Source organism: Rhizobacter sp. J219 (genome assembly GCF_024700055.1).
Taxonomy (GTDB): domain Bacteria; phylum Pseudomonadota; class Gammaproteobacteria; order Burkholderiales; family Burkholderiaceae_C; genus Rhizobacter.
Genome location: NZ_JAJOND010000001.1, coordinates 3,624,457 through 3,640,736, shown reverse-complemented (window position 1 = coordinate 3,640,736; position 16,280 = coordinate 3,624,457). Strand labels below are relative to the sequence as shown.

General features: G+C 69.4%; 19 protein-coding genes and 1 pseudogene. 7 read left to right on the top strand and 13 right to left on the bottom strand.

Annotated elements, in window-relative coordinates:
- Positions 1 to 95: 95 nt before the first annotated feature.
- Positions 96 to 299, bottom strand: a complete 204-nt coding sequence (locus LRS03_RS17180) for a hypothetical protein (protein ID WP_257826958.1) — start codon at positions 297 to 299, stop codon at positions 96 to 98.
- 225 nt (positions 300 to 524) lie between these two features.
- Here LRS03_RS17180 and LRS03_RS17175 point away from each other — a divergent pair, with 225 nt between their 5' ends.
- Positions 525 to 662, top strand: coding sequence for a hypothetical protein (locus LRS03_RS17175; protein WP_257826957.1), 138 nt, complete (start codon positions 525 to 527; stop codon positions 660 to 662).
- Here LRS03_RS17175 and LRS03_RS17170 read toward each other — a convergent pair whose 3' ends face one another.
- Positions 663 to 1,601, bottom strand: a complete 939-nt coding sequence (locus tag LRS03_RS17170; RefSeq protein ID WP_257826956.1) for a LysR family transcriptional regulator ArgP — start codon at positions 1,599 to 1,601, stop codon at positions 663 to 665.
- 74 nt (positions 1,602 to 1,675) lie between these two features.
- Between LRS03_RS17170 and LRS03_RS17165 the strand changes: the two genes are divergently transcribed.
- Both LRS03_RS17165 and LRS03_RS17160 read left to right on the top strand, forming a co-directional pair.
- Complete coding sequence (locus LRS03_RS17165; protein ID WP_257826955.1) at positions 1,676 to 2,290, top strand: LysE/ArgO family amino acid transporter; 615 nt, start codon at positions 1,676 to 1,678, stop codon at positions 2,288 to 2,290.
- On the top strand, positions 2,290 to 3,588 hold the full coding sequence (locus tag LRS03_RS17160; protein ID WP_257826954.1) for a D-amino acid dehydrogenase: 1,299 nt from the start codon (positions 2,290 to 2,292) through the stop codon (positions 3,586 to 3,588). The genes LRS03_RS17165 and LRS03_RS17160 overlap by 1 nt, the downstream gene beginning before the upstream one ends.
- Here LRS03_RS17160 and LRS03_RS17155 read toward each other — a convergent pair whose 3' ends face one another.
- A complete protein-coding gene (locus LRS03_RS17155) occupies positions 3,589 to 3,861 on the bottom strand; it encodes a tetratricopeptide repeat protein (protein ID WP_257826952.1) in 273 nt (90 codons plus the stop codon).
- A 4-nt stretch (positions 3,862 to 3,865) separates the two neighbouring features.
- Between LRS03_RS17155 and LRS03_RS17150 the strand changes: the two genes are divergently transcribed.
- A complete protein-coding gene (locus LRS03_RS17150; RefSeq protein ID WP_257826950.1) occupies positions 3,866 to 4,135 on the top strand; it encodes a hypothetical protein in 270 nt (89 codons plus the stop codon).
- Positions 4,136 to 4,177: 42 nt separating this feature from the next.
- Here the strand turns inward: LRS03_RS17150 and LRS03_RS17145 are convergent, their stop codons facing one another.
- Both LRS03_RS17145 and LRS03_RS17140 read right to left on the bottom strand, forming a co-directional pair.
- Positions 4,178 to 4,885 (bottom strand): anti-sigma factor, encoded by a 708-nt coding sequence (locus tag LRS03_RS17145; RefSeq protein WP_257826948.1) that lies wholly within the window; start codon positions 4,883 to 4,885, stop codon positions 4,178 to 4,180.
- Positions 4,882 to 5,466, bottom strand: a complete 585-nt coding sequence (locus tag LRS03_RS17140; RefSeq protein WP_257826946.1) for a sigma-70 family RNA polymerase sigma factor — start codon at positions 5,464 to 5,466, stop codon at positions 4,882 to 4,884. The genes LRS03_RS17145 and LRS03_RS17140 overlap by 4 nt, the downstream gene beginning before the upstream one ends.
- A 45-nt stretch (positions 5,467 to 5,511) precedes the next feature.
- Between LRS03_RS17140 and LRS03_RS17135 the strand changes: the two genes are divergently transcribed.
- Complete coding sequence (locus LRS03_RS17135) at positions 5,512 to 6,825, top strand: Hsp70 family protein (RefSeq protein ID WP_257826944.1); 1,314 nt, start codon at positions 5,512 to 5,514, stop codon at positions 6,823 to 6,825.
- 18 nt (positions 6,826 to 6,843) lie between these two features.
- Here the strand turns inward: LRS03_RS17135 and LRS03_RS17130 are convergent, their stop codons facing one another.
- Entirely contained in the window at positions 6,844 to 7,500 is a 657-nt protein-coding gene (locus tag LRS03_RS17130) for a YecA/YgfB family protein (RefSeq protein WP_257826943.1), read from the bottom strand.
- Positions 7,501 to 7,830: 330 nt separating this feature from the next.
- Positions 7,831 to 8,772, bottom strand: a complete 942-nt coding sequence (locus LRS03_RS17125) for a LysR family transcriptional regulator (protein WP_257826941.1) — start codon at positions 8,770 to 8,772, stop codon at positions 7,831 to 7,833.
- A 103-nt stretch (positions 8,773 to 8,875) separates the two neighbouring features.
- Between LRS03_RS17125 and LRS03_RS17120 the strand changes: the two are divergent.
- Positions 8,876 to 10,395: pseudogene (locus LRS03_RS17120) on the top strand (CoA-acylating methylmalonate-semialdehyde dehydrogenase).
- 89 nt (positions 10,396 to 10,484) lie between these two features.
- Here LRS03_RS17120 and LRS03_RS17115 read toward each other — a convergent pair.
- The 3 genes from LRS03_RS17115 to LRS03_RS17105 form a co-directional block, all read right to left on the bottom strand.
- The gene (locus LRS03_RS17115) at positions 10,485 to 11,390 is read right to left on the bottom strand and encodes a DUF2145 domain-containing protein (RefSeq protein ID WP_257826939.1); all 906 of its coding nucleotides are present in this window, start codon (positions 11,388 to 11,390) and stop codon (positions 10,485 to 10,487) included.
- Positions 11,387 to 11,863: a hypothetical protein gene (locus tag LRS03_RS17110; protein ID WP_257826937.1), complete on the bottom strand. Its 477-nt coding sequence runs from the start codon at positions 11,861 to 11,863 to the stop codon at positions 11,387 to 11,389. The genes LRS03_RS17115 and LRS03_RS17110 overlap by 4 nt, the downstream gene beginning before the upstream one ends.
- A gap of 122 nt (positions 11,864 to 11,985) precedes the next feature.
- The gene (locus tag LRS03_RS17105) at positions 11,986 to 12,963 is read right to left on the bottom strand and encodes a Bug family tripartite tricarboxylate transporter substrate binding protein (protein ID WP_257826936.1); all 978 of its coding nucleotides are present in this window, start codon (positions 12,961 to 12,963) and stop codon (positions 11,986 to 11,988) included.
- 155 nt (positions 12,964 to 13,118) lie between these two features.
- Here LRS03_RS17105 and LRS03_RS17100 point away from each other — a divergent pair, with 155 nt between their 5' ends.
- The gene (locus LRS03_RS17100; RefSeq protein WP_257826934.1) at positions 13,119 to 13,589 is read left to right on the top strand and encodes a DUF3237 domain-containing protein; all 471 of its coding nucleotides are present in this window, start codon (positions 13,119 to 13,121) and stop codon (positions 13,587 to 13,589) included.
- On the opposite strand, the gene LRS03_RS17095 is transcribed toward LRS03_RS17100, so the two are convergent.
- Genes LRS03_RS17095 through LRS03_RS17085 form a run of 3 tightly spaced genes read right to left on the bottom strand, consistent with a single transcriptional unit; the run spans position 13,590 to position 16,221 of the window.
- Positions 13,590 to 14,402: an ABC transporter permease gene (locus LRS03_RS17095; protein ID WP_257826932.1), complete on the bottom strand. Its 813-nt coding sequence runs from the start codon at positions 14,400 to 14,402 to the stop codon at positions 13,590 to 13,592. It lies immediately after the preceding gene.
- Entirely contained in the window at positions 14,399 to 15,202 is an 804-nt protein-coding gene (locus LRS03_RS17090) for an ABC transporter ATP-binding protein (protein ID WP_257826930.1), read from the bottom strand. Before LRS03_RS17090 ends, LRS03_RS17095 begins: the two co-directional genes overlap by 4 nt.
- A complete protein-coding gene (locus LRS03_RS17085) occupies positions 15,199 to 16,221 on the bottom strand; it encodes an ABC transporter substrate-binding protein (RefSeq protein WP_257826928.1) in 1,023 nt (340 codons plus the stop codon). Before LRS03_RS17085 ends, LRS03_RS17090 begins: the two co-directional genes overlap by 4 nt.
- Positions 16,222 to 16,280: the final 59 nt, after the last annotated feature.

The window sequence follows — 16,280 nt, the reverse complement described above, 5'->3', positions numbered from 1 at the left end:
GGCCGATTCTAGTCAGTCGCGCTCTCGCGTGGACGCTGCAGTCGTGAAAAGACTCGTGGGTGCAACAAGTTACCGCAACGTTGTGGCGTCGACGCTCAGCGCTGAGGCCGGCGGTCGAGCCGCTGTTGCCAGAAGCGGTCGTCGGGTTGGGCCGGCGCCTGGGCGGTGGGCTCGTCGTCCAGCGGCCCGAGGCTTGCGTCCAGCCCGAAAGCCGTGCCCATGTCCCCGGGATCGGGCTCGGCCGTGCTCTGCTCACGCTGTGTGGCGTCTGGTCTCATCCAACGGGGAAGCAGGTTCATGATGCCCTCTCGCATGGGTCCGATTGAGAGACAGTGTGACGCGCGAAGGCCGCGTCGATGAGCCGATTTGCGGTCATCAAACCACGCAATTGGCCGTTATGTGCGGCGCCTCACGCGTCGGCCTTGTCCACATCCCGCAAGGGGCGTTTCGCGGCGCTTTTGCTGCGATGCAAGAAGAACCGTCACCATAGCGTCACGCGGAGTTCCCGCATGGAGGTGGTTGTCGTGAACCGGTTGGCAATTCGAGCGCTCACGTGGCTGACGGTGGTGGCCGCGCTGGTCAGCGCGCTGCTACTGGCGTCGGAAGACACCGCTCTGCCCGAGATGGCGCGCACCGGCGGGCAGGCGCTGCAGATGCGCTGATCAGCTGCGCGGGGCGCGGCCCGGCGGGCCGAGCGCAGCTTTGGCGCCCGCCACCAGCGCATCGCCGAGGCGGTCGAGCAGTGCCACCCGTTCCGATGGCGGTGTGCCGTCGGGCCCCAGGCGCCACTGGTGCCAGTACAGCCGCACGTTCAGCTCCACCTCGGGGCGTAGCGCGACGAGGTCGCCGCGCTCCACCAGACCGCCCACCTGCACCAGCGGCACCACGCCGACGCCCCAGCCCATGAGCGCCGCGCGCACATAGGCTTCCGACGAGGGCACGAAGATCTCCTGCAGCCGTGGCGAGCGCACGCCGAAGGCGCGCGACACCCATTGCGTCTGCATGTCGTCCTTGCGGTTGAAGATGAGGAAGGGCACCTGTGCGAAGTTTCCGCGCCCCAGCCCTTGCGGCAGGCGCCGCGCGATGAACGCCGGGCTCGCGACCGCGGTGTAGCGCATGCTGCCAAGCGGCACCACGCGGCAGCCGCGCAGCGCCTCGCTCACCGTGCTCACGCAGCCGAGCACCGCGCCCTGGCGCAGCCAGTCATGAGTGAAGTTCTGGTCGTCGACCACCAGTTCGAGCGCCGCGCCGTCCTGCACCACCGGGTCGAGCGCCGGCAGCACCCAGGTGGCCAGGCTGTCGGCGTTGACGGCGATCGGCAGGCGCTGGCCGCTGTCGGGGCCGACGCCGAGTTCGAGTGCCACGTCGGCGCGCATCGCCTGCAGCTGGCGCGCGAAGCGCAGCAGCACCTTGCCCGCCTCGGTGAGGCGCAGCGGGCGCGAGCGCACCACGAGCAGCTGCCCGACCTGTGCCTCCAGCGTGCGCAAGCGCTGCGACACGGCCGATTGCGTGATCGAGAGGCGACGTGCGGCGCGTTCGAAGTGGCCGTCGTCGGCGAGCGCCGCCAGGCAGTCGAGCCCGGCCGGGTCGAGGTCTTTCATAAGCATCCCTGATGAAGCACGAGAAATATGAATGACGCTTCACTTGAGCGCAAGCGCTCCCCACAATCCGGCGCATGACAGGCACCGCATTTCTCCAGGGCTGGCTGATGACCGCCGGGCTGATCGTCGCCATCGGCGCGCAGAACGCGCTGGTGCTGCGCCAGGGCCTGCAGCGTGCGCATGTCGGGCCGGTGGTGATGCTGTGCACCGTGTCGGACTGGCTGCTGATCGCGCTGGGTGTGTTCGGCCTCGGCACGGTGATCCAGTCGTCGCCGGCGCTGCTGCAGTTCTTCCGCTTCGGCGGTGCGGCCTTCCTGCTCGCGTACGGCGCGCGTTCGGCGCTTCAGGCCTGGCGTGGCCAGGCCCAGCTGGTGCAGGCCGGGCCGCGCGTGGCGAGCCTCGGTGCCACGCTCGCCACCACGCTCGCGCTGACCTACCTCAACCCGCACGTCTACCTCGACACGGTGGTGCTGCTCGGCAGCGTGGGCGCGCAGCATGGTGAGACCGGCCGTGTCGCATTTGCCACTGGCGCCGGCCTCGCCTCGCTGATGTGGTTTGCGACGCTCGGCTACGGCGCCGCGGCGGCTTCGCGCTGGTTGCAGCGCCCGCTCATCTGGCGTGCGATCGACGCGACGGTGGCGGTGGTGATGTTCAGCGTGGCCGGGCAGTTGCTCGCAGGAGGGATGTGATGAAGGTCGTCGTACTGGGTGCGGGAATCGTCGGCGTCAGCACCGCGTGGTACCTGCTGGAACACGGCCACGAGGTCACCGTCGTCGACCGGCAACCCGATGCCGCGCTGGAGACGAGCTTTGCCAACGGGGCGCAGATCTCGGTCAGCTACTGCGAGCCCTGGGCGCACCCGAGCGCGCCGCTCAAGGTCATCAAGTGGCTGGCGCACGACGACTCGCCGCTGCTCTTTCGCCCCCGGCTCGACGTGCACCAGTGGCGCTGGGCCTTGAGCTTTCTCGCCAACTGCACGCACGGCGCCTTCGAGCGCAATGTGGCGCAGCTCGTCGCGCTCGGGCGCTACAGCCACGAGTCGCTGAAGGGGCTGGTCGCGCAGACCGGCATCACCTACGACCGGCTGGAGCGCGGCATCCTGCATTTCTTCTGCAACGCGAAAGACTTCGACGGCGTTGCGGCCGGCGCCGAGATCATGCGGCGGCACGGGGTGGACCGGCGTGTGCTCTCGCGCGACGAGGTGCTGCGCGTCGAGCCTGCCCTGCGCGGCTTTGCCGAGCACATCGTCGGCGGTACCTACACCGCGAGCGACGAGTCGGGCGATGCGCGCAGTTTCACGCAGTCCTTGGCGCGCCTGTGCGAAGCGCGCGGGGCCCGTTTCCTCTACGGCCACGATGTTGCCGGCTTCGAGGTGACGGGCGGCGAGCTGCAGTCGGTGCGAGTGCAGCAGCGCCACGAGTCGCGCACGCTCAAGGCCGACGCCTTCGTCGCCGCGCTCGGCAGCCACACCGCGCCGCTGCTGCGCCCGCTCGGCCTCTACCTCAACATCTACCCGGCCAAGGGCTACTCGGCCACGTTCAAGCTGCGCCACCCCGAGCGGGCCAGCGTCGTGAGCATGATCGACGACACCCGCAAGATCGCCATCAGCCGCCTGGGCGACACCGTGCGCGTGGCCGGCACCGCCGAGATGGCCGGCTACGACACCGGGCTCGACTCGCCGACGGCTCAGGTGCGCTGCGCGGCGCTCGTGAAACGCTACGAGGAGATCTTTCCTGGCGTGGCCGACACCCGCGAGCCGCATTTCTGGGCCGGCCTGCGGCCGAGCACGCCCGACAACATCCCCTACATCGGCCGCACACGCATCGGCCGGTTGTGGGTCAACGCCGGCCACGGCACGCTCGGCTGGACGCACGGCGCCGGCTCGGGCCGCGCGATGGCCGAGCTGATGAGCGGCCAGCGCCCGGCGCTCGCGTTCGGCTTCTGCGGCGAGGCCGCCTCTGCGCCGTGGCGCGAAGCGGCCGCCTGATCAGTAGTCGCTCGACACGTACTTCTGGCCCGAGGCCTTGTAGCGCTCGATGGCGCGCTTGAGGTCGGCGTATTCGGTGCACGAGCGGTTGCAGGCAGCGTCGAGCGCGGCCAGGCGCTGCTCGGCGCGGGCCAGCTCGCCCTTCATCAGGTACAGCTCGCCCGAATATTCGAGCGTGCCCAGGTGCTTGGGGTCGATGCGCAGGGCCTGGTCGTAGTACTTCTCCGAGCCTGCGAGGTCGGGCGTCTTCGCCTTGCGCAGGCTGTAGCCCATCAGGTTGTTCCAGTCGGCGCTGCCGGTGTCGTTGACGCGCTTGAGACTCGTCGATGGCGCCGCTCCAGTTGCGGGCCGCGATCTGCGCGCGCGCGCCGGCGAGCTTGTCGGTGTCTTTGGCGGCCGGGGCCGGGCCGAGGTCGGCGGCGTGGGCGGCCGACAGGGCGAGCGCGAACAGGCTGAAGCTGAAGAGGCGGGAAAGCAGGTTCATGGTCGTTCCTTGGGGGTGGTGAAGCCGCCGGAGATCGGCGGCATGCAGGCACTTACGACATGAGCCCCGCAGACGGACGCAGGGCCGGCAAAAAAAGTTTCGCGCCTACCAGAGCTTGACGCAATGGCCGCTCAGCACCAGTGGCTCGGTCGGGCTCTGGCCCGCGGCGGCGGGGGCGCTTTCGTAGCTCACCGCCAGCCGCGAGACCTTGAAGAAGAGCCTTTCCGAGGTGTCGGCCAGCGCAACGCTCGCCTGCCCGCTGGCCGGCAGCACCCCGACCGGAAAGGCCGCGCTACCGTCCTGCGGATAGGCCCACAGCTGGGCGACACGGCCGCTCGGGATCACGAGCGGCTTCAGAAGCTTGACCGTCAGCTGCCGGCCGTGGCGGCGCGAGCTGGCGAGCACGGTGGGCGTGCCGGCGGCATCGGTCAGCAGGCCCACGTAGCTCGCGGGCAGGGTTTCGGCACGCGGCTCCAGGCCGATCAGGCCGGGCTCCAGCCGCAGCACCACGCTGCAGAGCATCACGCCGGCCAGCACGCCGCCGACGAGCTGCCACCAGCCGGTGCGACGCTTGGCGGCACTCGGGAAGAGGCGCTGTTCCAGGCCCTGCCACACGCGCGGGCGCGGCGCCATCGGCGGCAAGCCCTCGGCGAGCACCGCGTAGCGCTCCTGCCAGGCGGCCACCGCGCGTTCGGCCTGGGGGGATTGCCGCAGCACCCGCTCGAAGCGCCGGCGAGCACCGCCGGCCAGCGTGCCGAGCGCGTATTCGCGGGCCAGCTTGTCCAGGCGCTCGGGCGGTTGCAGGTAGTTCATGCGCGCACGCCCCGGGCTTCGAGGCATTCCTTGAGCTTGTCGAGCCCGCGCCGCACCCACGCCTTGGCGGTGCCCAGGGGCGCGTTGAGCGAGGTGGCGATTTCGGTGTGCACCATGCCGCGGTAATAGGCGAGCGCCAGGGCCTGGCGTTGCGAGGCGGTGAGCGTGCCCATGCAGCCGTCGATGCGGGCCTTGGCCAGGCTGTCGGCGAGCAGTTGCTGGGGCTGCTGCAGGTCGTCGCTGGCGACGGCGAGGGCCTCGTCGTCGAGCGTCACGGTGCTGGCGCGCTCGGTGCGGCCGGCGCGCAGGGTGTCGATCGCCTTGTTGCGCACGATGTTGATCAGCCAGGTCATGGGCGCGGCCACGACCGGGTTGTAGCTGGCGGCGCTGTGCCACACGTTCATGAAAGCTTCCTGCAGCACCTCTTCGGCGCGGTCTCGATTGTTCAAGATACGAAACGCGACGCTCAACAGATGCGCACAGGTGGCGCCATACAGCCGCTCGAAGGCGGCCCGGTCGTGCAGGGCGACGCGCGCCAGCAGCGTGGGCAGGTCGTGACTGGCAGAGGCGTCGGCGGTCATGGCGGCCGAGTCTACAATCGCGCCCCTTTTTCGCGGGCCCCTTTCATGTACTGCGCCATCGACTTCGGCACGTCCAACTCGGCCATCGCGATTCCAGGGCTTTCTGCGGCCGGTAGCGTCATGCGGCTGGTCGAGCTGGAAGCCGGCCATCCCACCATGCCCACGGCGGTGTTCTATTACGCCGAAGGGCCCGAGACGAATGGCCCGCCTCGCGCGTTTGGCCGTGCCGCACTGGCGGCCTATGTCGAAGGGGTGGACGGGCGCTTGATGCGCTCGATGAAGAGCATCCTCGGCACGAGCCTGGTCGACCAGACCACCGACGTGGGCGCTGGCCGCGGCGCCAAGTACCTCGACATCATCAGCGGCTACCTGCTGCACCTGAAGACCGCGGCCGAACGCGCGGCCGGCATGCGCATCGACCAGGTGGTGATGGGCCGGCCGGTGTACTTCGTCGACGACGAGCCCGAGCGCGACGCACAGGCCCAAGCCTCGTTGGCGGCGGCGGCGCGGGCGGTGGGCTTTCGCGAGGTGCACTTCCAGTACGAGCCGATCGCCGCCGCCTTCGACTACGAGCGCACGCTTCTCTTGCGTAACACCTCGCGTGAAGAGATCGTGCTCGTGGCCGACATCGGCGGCGGCACGTCGGACTTCTCGCTGGTGCGCGTGGGCCCCGAGCGGGCGAAGCACCTGGAGCGCAAGCACGACATCCTGGCCAACCACGGCGTGCACATCGCCGGCACCGACTTCGACCGGCGCATCGAGCTGGCGAGCATCCTCGGCGAGTTCGGCTACGGCGCCTACGGCCCGAGCGTCAACGGCGCTCCGGCGCGCGAGGTGCCGAGCGGCGTGTACTTCGACCTCGCCACCTGGCACCTGATCAACACCGTCTACAACCCGGCGCGCGTGGCCGAGCTGCGGCAGATGCGCAGCTTCTACGCCGAGCCGAAACACCACCAGCGCCTGATGACGGTGGTGACCGAGCGCCTCGGCCACGAACTCGCGTCGCGCGCCGAAGAGGCCAAGATCGCGGTGGCCGAAGGTGGCGAGGTGCGCATCGACCTCGGCCACGTCGAGCACCGGCTGGCGTCGACATTGAGCGAGCCGCAGGCGGTGGCCGCGATCGAGGGCGATCTCGCGCGCATCGTCGAGGCGGCACGGGTGACGGTGGCCCAGGCGGGGCTGCAGCCGTCACAGGTGGATGCGCTCTATTTCACCGGTGGGTCCACCGGCCTGCGCCTGCTCGCGCAGCAGATCGCGGCGGCCTTCCCGCAGGCGCGGGCGGTGCGTGGCGATCGGTTTGCGAGTGTCGCGACCGGGCTTGCGCTCTACGCGCAGCGCTGGTTCGAACGCGTGCGCTGACGCGGCCCGAGCCGCCTCTCAGTGACGTCGGCGCGGCGGCGGGCCGGGGCGTCTGGGCCGGCTCGTGGGCTTGGGCGGCGCCGGCAGCGGCCGGCCGATGTCGGCCAGCAGCAGCGTGGCCCGCACCAGTTCTTCCACCGCGGCGGTCAGGTCCTCGGGCGGCTCCAGGGTGTCGATCTCGGCGAGCAGCTCGTCGGCATCTTCCAGGTCGTCGGGGTCGAGGTGGCGGTAGAGCAGCGCGAGGGGCTCGGTGAGCGCGTGCGCATCACGCTGCATCAGCTCGGGAAAACATTCCATCGCCAGCGCGAAGCCGGCCACCCACGGGTAGACCGCATCGGGCGCCGCGGGCTCGTCGTCGTCATCCGTTTCCAGTTCGAACACCCACGGGTCGAACCACTGGCGACGCGCAATCGCATCGTTGAGCTCCGCATGCCGGCGCTGCGCCAGCGCATGCAGTCGACTGGCGTCGAAGCCCGCCGGCAACGCGCGGCCATCGGCATCGGTGATGTGCGGCATCCAGCGGCTGGGCGGCACACGCACCGGCTGCACGAGCACGCCGCAGAGGTAGCCGTCGAGCATGCTCACGTCCAGCGGCTCCAGCGGTGCGGGCACACGGTCGAGCAGCGTCTGCAACTCGTCGATCTCTTTCTCGTGGAGAGGCGATGTGACGTTCACGTGAAAGGCCCTGGGCGCGTGGATGAAGAGGCGGTGATTGTCGCGCCCCCCAAAAGAGGGTGAGAGGAAATGGCTTGCTACAAAGCCGTGTGATTCGTCCCTCGTATTGGGGATGGGGGCCCTGGAGGGCCACGACTACAGTGCCCTCCGTGCTGTCACACGGGGTCTTTTGACCACCACGTACACGGTTCCACTCGACAGAGCGCCCAAGAAAAACAACGCGACGCAGAAGCGAGAGAACCCGCAACGGTCCCAACGACGTCCTCTAGAGGACTTGAACGGCCCACCCTTCACCGGGTGGGCTTTTTTTTGGCCGCGCCGCGCTGGGTGTCAATCGACTGGAAAGCCGGCACTGAATCCGTGCTTCAGATGGCTCACCAGGGCCTGCACCGCCTTCGGGGTCGTCGGGCTCCAGGGGTGCAGCGCATAGATGGCATCGCCGAACGCCCCCACCGGCCGCCACGCGGGCAACACGACGCGCAGGCGCTTCGCGCGCACGGCCGCGGCGGCGCTGAAGTCAGGCACGAGCGCGATGCCCAGGCCCGAGAGCGCCGCGTCGCGCAGCACCTCGCTGTTGCTGGCGCGCAGCGCGCCTTGCACGGTGACGCTCAAACGCTCGGGGCCGCTGCGCGTGGCACGCTCAAACTGCCACACCGTGGGGCCCGGGCGCAGGTAGGCGAGACACGCGTGCTGCGCCAGATCGCTCGGGAGCTGGGGCGTGCCGTGGCGCTTCAAATAGGCGGCGCTGGCCACCAGCAAGGCGCGCGACGGGCACAGCTTCCACGCCACATGGTTGTCGGGCGGTGCGCTCGTGTGGCGCACGGCGAGGTCGTAGCCCTCGTGGGCGAGGGTGGCGAGCCGGTCGGAGAGATCCAGCTCGACGCGGATCTCGGGCTGCTCGCGCAAGAAGCGCTCGATCTGCGGCGCAAGGTGCTGGCGACCCAGGGCCACCGGCGCGGTCAGGCGCACCAGGCCGCGCGGTTGCGAGGCGAGGTCGCGCGCTTCGCTCACGCTGCGCGCGATGAGCGCAAAGCTCTCGGTGGTCTGCTCGGCCAGGCGCTGGCCGGCTTCGGTGAGACGCACCGAGCGTGTGGTGCGCTGGACGAGCGTCTGCCCCACCGCACGTTCGAGGTCGCTGATGCGCTGGCTCACCGCCGCCTTCGACAGGCCCAGCCGCTGCGCGACCTGCGTGTAGCTCGCGGTCTGGGCCAGCAGCACGAGCGTGTGCACCTGCGGCCAGAGCAGGTCGACGCGGGGATCAAGGGTCGCCATGGCTGTTCAGTTTATCGAACAATGAAGTCAGGCGAAGCGCATTGGCAAGCGAAGGGCCGGCGCCTAGACTGGTTTCAGCACACACGATTTGCAGGAGACCGTCATGGGCGCACCCGAGGCTTTCACCACCCCCCACGACGTGGGCCACTTCATCGGCGGCACCCTGGTCGCTGGTAGCAGCGGCCGGCGCCAGGCGGTCTACAACCCGGCCACCGGCCAGGTGGCGCGGCAGGTGGCGCTGGCCGGTGCCGACGAGGTGAAGGCCGCGGTGGCGGCGGCGCAGGCGGCCTTTGCGCCCTGGGCCGACACCCCGCCGCTGCGGCGTGCGCGGGTGATGTTCAAGTTCCTCGAACTCATGAACCAGCACCGCGACACGCTGGCCGCGATGATCACCGCCGAACACGGCAAGGTGTTCACCGATGCGCAGGGCGAGGTGAGCCGCGGCATCGACATCATCGAGTTCGCCTGCGGCATCCCGCAGCTGCTGAAGGGTGACTACACCGAGCAGGTCTCCACCGGCATCGACAACTGGACGCTGCGCCAGCCGCTCGGCGTGGTGGCCGGCATCACGCCGTTCAACTTCCCGTGCATGGTGCCGTGCTGGATGTTTCCGGTCGCCATCGCGGCAGGCAACAGCTTCGTGCTGAAGCCGAGCGAGCGCGATCCGTCGCCCTCGATCTTCATGGCGCAGCTGCTCAAGGAAGCCGGGCTCCCCGATGGGGTGTTCAACGTCGTGCAGGGTGACAAGCTTGCCGTCGACACGCTGCTCACGCACCCTGATGTGAAGGCCATCAGCTTCGTCGGCTCGACACCGATCGCGCAGTACATCTACGAGACCGGCGCCCACCACGGCAAGCGTGTGCAGGCACTGGGCGGCGCGAAGAACCACATGGTGGTGATGCCCGATGCCGACCTCGACCAGGCGGTGGACGCGCTCATCGGTGCCGGCTACGGCTCGGCCGGCGAGCGCTGCATGGCGATCAGCGTCGCAGTGGCGGTGGGCGACGTGGCTGACAAGCTGGTGCCGGCCCTCGCCGCGCGCGCGAAGACGCTCAAGATCAAGAACGGCATGGGCTCGACGCCGAGATGGGCCCGATCGTGACCGCGCAGGCGCTCGACCGCATCACCGGCTACATCGACCACGGCGTGAAGGAAGGCGCGAAGCTCGTCGTCGACGGGCGAGGCTTCAAGGTGCCGGGCCACGAACAGGGCTTCTGGCTCGGTGGCACGCTCTTCGACCATGTGACGCCGCAGATGAAGATCTACCGGGAAGAGATCTTCGGCCCGGTGCTCGGCGTGGTGCGTGTGCCCGATTTCGCCTCGGCCGTGCAGCTCATCAACGAGCACGAGTTCGGCAATGGCGTCTCGTGCTTCACCAGCGACGGCAACGTGGCGCGCGAGTTTGCGCGGCGCATCCAGGTCGGCATGGTGGGCATCAACGTGCCCATCCCGGTGCCGATGGCGTGGCACGGCTTCGGCGGCTGGAAGAAGAGCCTCTTCGGCGACATGCACGCCTATGGCGAAGAAGGCGTGCGTTTCTACACCAAGCAGAAGAGCGTCATGCAGCGCTGGCCCGCGAGCATCGGCAAGGGCGCCGAGTTCGTGATGCCCACTTCCAAGTGATGACAGCCCCTCGGCCGTGGGTACACGGCCGATCCCCCGAGGGGATGCCGGCCGGCTTGGGGCGGCGCGGCGCTCGGCCGGCGCGCTAGCTAGTACGGGATCACGGTGTCGCCCTCGCCGGGCGTGCAGCCCTCGGCGATCGGCTCCCAGCCGCGGCGCACCACCATGTGCCGCTCGTTGTGGCAGAACTCCATGCGTGTCGCACCCGGCACCTGCTCGCGCACGAAGGCCTCGATCGAGACCGGCATGCTGATGCGCAGCCTCGCGTCGTGCAGGTCTTCGATCGGGTGGTCATCTCGGTGCAGCCAGGGCACGAAGACCATCGCGAGCGACAGCAGCCAGCGGTGGTGGATGTCGAAGCTGCTCGGTCGGTAGCCGTGCTGCACCAGCCACGCCTGGGCGTCGGTGCGCGAGGTGACGGGCGTGTCGGACCACGCACTCGCGAGCAGCTCGGCAACCCACTGGTTGCAGTTCTGGTAACGCTCGCTGAACGCAAACGCATTCGCGCTGTAGACGCCCGACAGCAGCGTCAGCGCACCGCGCCTGTCGAGGGCCGCCGCCTCCAGCCGGCGGGCGGCTGTTTCGGGCAGGAACACCACCGAGACGTAACCCTCCTTCGGGTCTTCGGTGCCGAGCAGGAAGCCCGAGATGCCCTGGTCGTAGAGGCGCGGCCGTTTTTCGTCGCAGGCGTAGTAGAGCTGTCGCACCGCCCAGGGGGTGTCGCTGTTGGCCTTCAGGCTCACGCCGGCATGCGAGAAACGGTGGCCGAAGCGGGCCAGGTCCAGGCCCGAGCGCGACATCAGCGCGACGCCGTGGGGGGCGTGCTGCTCCAGCGCGTCCTTGATGACGCCGCCCAGGCGGAACAGGCGGTCTTTCTGCTCGGCGTTGAGTTCGAGCGGCTGGTCGCAGAAGCGGTAGCTGCCCGCGTGCGCCACGAGCGTGGCGCCGCACAGCCCGAGCAGCACGGCCGCCCGGGCGATCCAGCGAGGAATCAAAGCGTGACGGCGTTCGACTGCAGCTCGCGGTGCCAGGCGTCGTGCATCACGAGGAAGAAGGCACGGCCGGTGTCGGCGCGGGCGAACTCCACGCCGTAGGGGCGCGGCTTGGCGGTGATCACCTGGCCGGCGGCGACCGGGTCGCGGGCGACGACCTGCGCCGGCACGTAGAGGTAGAAGCTGTCGTCGGCCTTGGCATCGGCCGCCACGGGCTGCAAGGCCAGGCGCACGGTGCCGGGGCGCTCGGCCACTTCGGCGACCTCGGTCACCTTGTAGTCGCCGGCGGCGGTCTTGTCCTTCTTCGACGAGGCGTCGCTCGATTTCTCGAACGAGGTGGAGACGCTGCCGACCGAGGCGGAGACACCTTCGGATGCGGACGAGGCGGCGGTCGAGCTGGCCGAGGCGGGCGCGGCGGCCACGCCGAGGGCCAGGGCAAGGGCGAGGGCGAGGGGGGTGAGGCGGATGGGCTTCATCGTGCGGCTCCGAAAGACATGGGACAAGGATGGCGCAGCATAGTTCAGCTGCGCCGTCCGATGATTGTCAATCTGTGACCCGCGCGCACCCGCCGAAAGTCAACCCGCCCATCGGTCGCCGATCAGTCGCCCTTGAACCCGCTCTGCTTGACGATCGCAGCCCAGCGCGGGGCTTCCGTTTTAACGAGCTTTTCCGCGTCGGCGCGCGAGGTGCCGGTGACGGTGAAGCCGGCGTCGGTGAGCTTTTGCTTGACCTCGGGCGCCTGCACCGCGGCCACCGCCTGCTTGTTCAGGGTGTCGAGCACCGCCGCCGGCGTGCCGGCCGGCGCAAAGAGGGCGAACCAGGCCGAGAAGTCGATCTTGGGCAGGCCGCTCTCGGCGAAGGTGGGCACGTCGGGCAGCAGCGGCGAGCGGGCCGAGGCCGTTGTCGCCAGGGCGCGCATTTTGCCGCCCTTGAGCTGGGCCGAGGCGAAGCCGGTCGACACGAACGCGGCGGCGACGTCTCCGTTGGCAATCGCGGTCACCGCATCGCCGGTGGCGCGGTAGTGGATCGGCTCCACCTTGAAGCCCGCCTGGTCGGCCAGGATGTCCGCGCCGAAGTGGCCGGGCGTGCCGGCGCCGAAGGTGGCGAAATTGACGCGATCCTTGCTCGCCTTGGCCGCTTTCAGCAGGTCGGCCAGGGTCTTGTGCGGCGACGAGGCCGGGATCACCAGCACGAAGTCGGAGCGCACGATCTCCGCGACGACCGCCAGCTCCTTGGCCGGGTCGTAGGGCAGCTTGCTGAAGGCGGCCGGCGCGATGCTGATCGAGCCGACTTCGCCGATCAGCAGCGTGTAGCCGTCGGGGGCGCTCTTGGCGACCGCCTGCGTGGCGATCTGGCCGCCGGCACCGGCGCGGTTGTCGACCACCACCGATTGCTTGAGCCCGGACTCCAGCTTCTGGCCGACGAGGCGCGTCACGGTGTCGGGGGCGGTGCCCGGCGGAAAGCCCACGATCAGCTTCACCGCCTGGCTCGGGTAGGCCTGGGCGTGGCTCAGGGTGGGCAGGGCCAAGGCAGCAAGGCTGGCGGCAGCGATCAGGGCACGGCGGGTGTGGCGCATGGGTGTGGGTCTCCTTGGTGGCGGAGTGTGGGCCGGCCGGCTGCGATCGTGTGTCATCCGTGAGGACGACACGGCGGCGTCATCTTCTGGGATGACTGGGTGAACGCCAGCGCGCGCGTATCGTCAAGCCATCCTCCCGCCTCGACTCCGCTGCCATGCCCGACATCGCCCCGCCGCCCGCCCTCGTCCCCATGTGCCAGGTCCGCTGCGAGGTGGAGAAGCTCGTCAGCCTGGGCGGTGGCCCCTACGGCGAGCGTCGCTATATCCCGCTCAAGGGCGGCACGGTGCAGGGCCCGGAACTCAACGGCCGGCTGGTCGACGGTGGCGTCGACTGGCAGATCAACCGCGGCGACGGCGTGCTCGACATCTCGGCCCACTATGTGATCCAGGCCGACGATGGGGCGCTGATCGAGGTCACGAGCGTCGGCATGCGCCACGCCGAGCCGCCCGTGATGGAGCGCCTGGCGCGTGGCGAGCCGGTCGACCCGAAGGATTATTTCTTCCGTACCCTGATTCGCTTCCAGACCGGCGCGGCCGCGTGGTGGCACCTCAACAAGACGATGGCCATCGCGTCCGGCCGTCGCGAGGCGCGGCTGGTGGTGCTCGACTACTTCCGCATCACCTGATCAGAGCTTTTCCGTCTCGCCGCTCTTCGGCTGCCATTTCATGAGCCGGCGCTCCACCTGGCCGACGAGCATGTCCAGCAGCAGCGCAAACGCGGTCAGCACGAGGATGCCCGCCATCACCGTGTTGATGTCGAAGGCGCCCTCGGCCTGCAGGATCAGGTAGCCCACGCCGCGCGCCGAGCCGAGGTACTCGCCCACCACTGCGCCCACGAAGGCAAGACCCACGCTCGTATGCAGCGAGCTGAAGACCCAGCTCGTCGCACTCGGCAGGTACACGTGGCGCAGCAGCTGGCGCTGGCTCGCGCCCAGCATGCGTGCGTTGGCGAGCACGACCGGGCTCACCTCCTTCACGCCCTGGTAGACGTTGAAGAAGACGATGAAGAAGACCAGCGTGACGCCGAGCGCCACCTTGCTCGCGACGCCGAGCCCGAACCACACCGCGAAGATCGGCGCGAGGATCACGCGCGGCATCGAGTTCAGCGCCTTGATGTAGGGGTCGCAGATGGCGGCGGCGAGCGGGCTCAGCGCCAGCCACATGCCGCAGGCGAGGCCGAGCACGGTGCCGATGCCGAAGGCGAGCACCGTCTCCAGCAGCGTCACGCCGAGGTGCTGGTAGATGTCGGCGTTGACGACGAACCAGCTCCAGATGCGGGCGAAGATCTTCACCGGCTCGCCGAAGAAGAAGGCCGCCTGGCGGTCGTCGGCGAAGAGGAAGGGTGGCAGGAGCCCGGGCGTGGTGAGCAGGTGCCACAGCACGAACACCGCCACCAGCAGGGCGAGCTGGGCGAGGCGCAGCGCGAGGGTGTTTTTCATGCGGCCAGCTGCTGCCGGTAGCCCTTCAACACCTCGTCGCGCAGCACCGACCAGATGGCCTGGTGCAGCTCGACGAAGCGCGGCGTCACGCGCACCTCGGCCACGTCGCGCGGACGCGGCAGGTCGATGTGGAACTCACCGATCGGGTGCGACGCCGGGCCGGCGCTCAGCACGACGACCCGGTCGCTCATGGCGATGGCTTCATCGAGGTCGTGCGTGATGAACAACACGGCCTTCTTCTTGGCAGCCCACAGCGCGAGCACCTCGTTCTCCATGAGCTGGCGCGTCTGGACGTCGAGCGCCGAGAAGGGCTCGTCCATCAGGATGATGTCGGGGTCGACCACGAGCGTTTGTGCAAGGCTCACGCGCTTCCTCATGCCGCCCGAGAGCTGGTGCGGATACCGGTCGCCGAAGCCGCCGAGCCCGACGCGCTTCAGCCACTCGTCGGCCTGCGCCCGCGCATCGGCCACGCCGCGGAATTCGAGCCCCGCCATCACGTTGGCCCGTGCGGTGCGCCAGGGCATCAGCGATTCGGTCTGGAACATGTAGCCCGCGCGGCGGTTGAGGCCCGCGAGCGGCTCGCCGAACACGCGTACCGTGCCCGTGCTCGGCGCCAGCAGGCCTGCGGCCACGTTGAGCAGCGTGCTCTTGCCGCAGCCGGTGGGCCCGACCACCGAGACGAACTCGCCGGCGCCGACGGTGAGCGACACGTCCTTCACGGCGGTGTAGCGCTGCGAAGCGTCGTCGCGCGAGACGAAGGTGCAGCCCACCCCTTCAAGCGACAGCGCGGGCGTGCTCATCCCTTGGGGTATTTCGCGTTGGCCTTCTTCGCGAAGTCGTTGGTGTAGACCGCGCCCAGGTCGAAGGCCACGCTCTTCAGGCTTTCGTCCACGCTGAGCAGCGCACGCAGTGCCGTGGTCGCGCCGGCGTCCGGCACCATGCCGTCGGGCGAGAGCGCGCCCTTGCTGGCGAGGAAGGCGTCGATGTAGACCGCGCGGTCGCCGAGCAGGTAGCTCTCGGGTACGGCCTTCACGATTTCGCTCGGCCCGGCGGACTGGATCCATTTGTCGGCGCGCACGATCGCATTCGTCAGCGCCTGCACGGTGCGCGGATGCTTGTCGATGAAGGCCTGCGGCGCGTACAGGCAGCCGGCCGGCATCGGCCCGCCGAACACCCGGTCGGCCTCGGCGACCACGCGTGTGTCTGACACGATCTTCAGGTCGCCGCTGCGCTGCAGGAGCGTGATCACCGGGTCGAGGTTGGAAAGGGCGTCGATCTGGCCCGAGCGCATCGCGGCCACGGCGCCGTTGGCCGCCCCCACGCCGATGATGGACACGTCGCCTGGCTTCAGCCCGGCCTTGGCGAGCACGAAGTTCACCATCACGTTGGTGCTGGAGCCCGGCGCGGTGACGCCGATCTTCTTGCCCTTCAGGTCGGCCACGGTCTTGAAGCCCGGCATCGTCTTCGGGTTCACGCCCAGCACGATCTGCGGCGCGCGGCCCTGCAGCACGAAGGCGCGCAGCTTCTGGCCCTTGGCCTGCATGTTGATCGTGTGCTCGAAGGCACCGGAGACGACGTCGGCGCTGCCGCCGATCACCGCCTGCAGGGCACGCGAGCCGCCGGCGAAGTCGACGACGGTGACGTCGAGCCCCTCGGCCTTGAAGTAGCCCAGGCTCTCGGCGATGGTGAGCGGCAGGTAATAGAGCAGGTTCTTGCCGCCCACCGCGATGCTGAGCTGAGGCTTTTCGGGCGTGGTGGCCTGGCCGTGGGCGAGGGCCGGCAGCGCGAGTGCGGCCAGCGCGAAGGTGCGTCGTTGCATGACATGGGTCTCCTGGTTCCCGGGCCACTTGTACCAAGCGTGCCGATGGGCGTGCATCC

Coding starts and splice junctions, on each gene's coding strand:
- LRS03_RS17165 (WP_257826955.1), top strand. CDS start 1,676: ATGACAGGCACCGCATTTCTCCAGGGCTGGCTGATGACCGCCGGGCTG.
- LRS03_RS17105 (WP_257826936.1), bottom strand. CDS start 12,963: ATGCGCCACACCCGCCGTGCCCTGATCGCTGCCGCCAGCCTTGCTGCC.
- LRS03_RS17125 (WP_257826941.1), bottom strand. CDS start 8,772: ATGGCGACCCTTGATCCCCGCGTCGACCTGCTCTGGCCGCAGGTGCAC.
- LRS03_RS17140 (WP_257826946.1), bottom strand. CDS start 5,466: ATGACCGCCGACGCCTCTGCCAGTCACGACCTGCCCACGCTGCTGGCG.
- LRS03_RS17135 (WP_257826944.1), top strand. CDS start 5,512: ATGTACTGCGCCATCGACTTCGGCACGTCCAACTCGGCCATCGCGATT.
- LRS03_RS17145 (WP_257826948.1), bottom strand. CDS start 4,885: ATGAACTACCTGCAACCGCCCGAGCGCCTGGACAAGCTGGCCCGCGAA.
- LRS03_RS17160 (WP_257826954.1), top strand. CDS start 2,290: ATGAAGGTCGTCGTACTGGGTGCGGGAATCGTCGGCGTCAGCACCGCG.
- LRS03_RS17085 (WP_257826928.1), bottom strand. CDS start 16,221: ATGCAACGACGCACCTTCGCGCTGGCCGCACTCGCGCTGCCGGCCCTC.
- LRS03_RS17110 (WP_257826937.1), bottom strand. CDS start 11,863: ATGAAGCCCATCCGCCTCACCCCCCTCGCCCTCGCCCTTGCCCTGGCC.
- LRS03_RS17180 (WP_257826958.1), bottom strand. CDS start 299: ATGAACCTGCTTCCCCGTTGGATGAGACCAGACGCCACACAGCGTGAG.
- LRS03_RS17155 (WP_257826952.1), bottom strand. CDS start 3,861: ATGGGCTACAGCCTGCGCAAGGCGAAGACGCCCGACCTCGCAGGCTCG.
- LRS03_RS17100 (WP_257826934.1), top strand. CDS start 13,119: ATGCCCGACATCGCCCCGCCGCCCGCCCTCGTCCCCATGTGCCAGGTC.
- LRS03_RS17090 (WP_257826930.1), bottom strand. CDS start 15,202: ATGAGCACGCCCGCGCTGTCGCTTGAAGGGGTGGGCTGCACCTTCGTC.
- LRS03_RS17170 (WP_257826956.1), bottom strand. CDS start 1,601: ATGAAAGACCTCGACCCGGCCGGGCTCGACTGCCTGGCGGCGCTCGCC.
- LRS03_RS17095 (WP_257826932.1), bottom strand. CDS start 14,402: ATGAAAAACACCCTCGCGCTGCGCCTCGCCCAGCTCGCCCTGCTGGTG.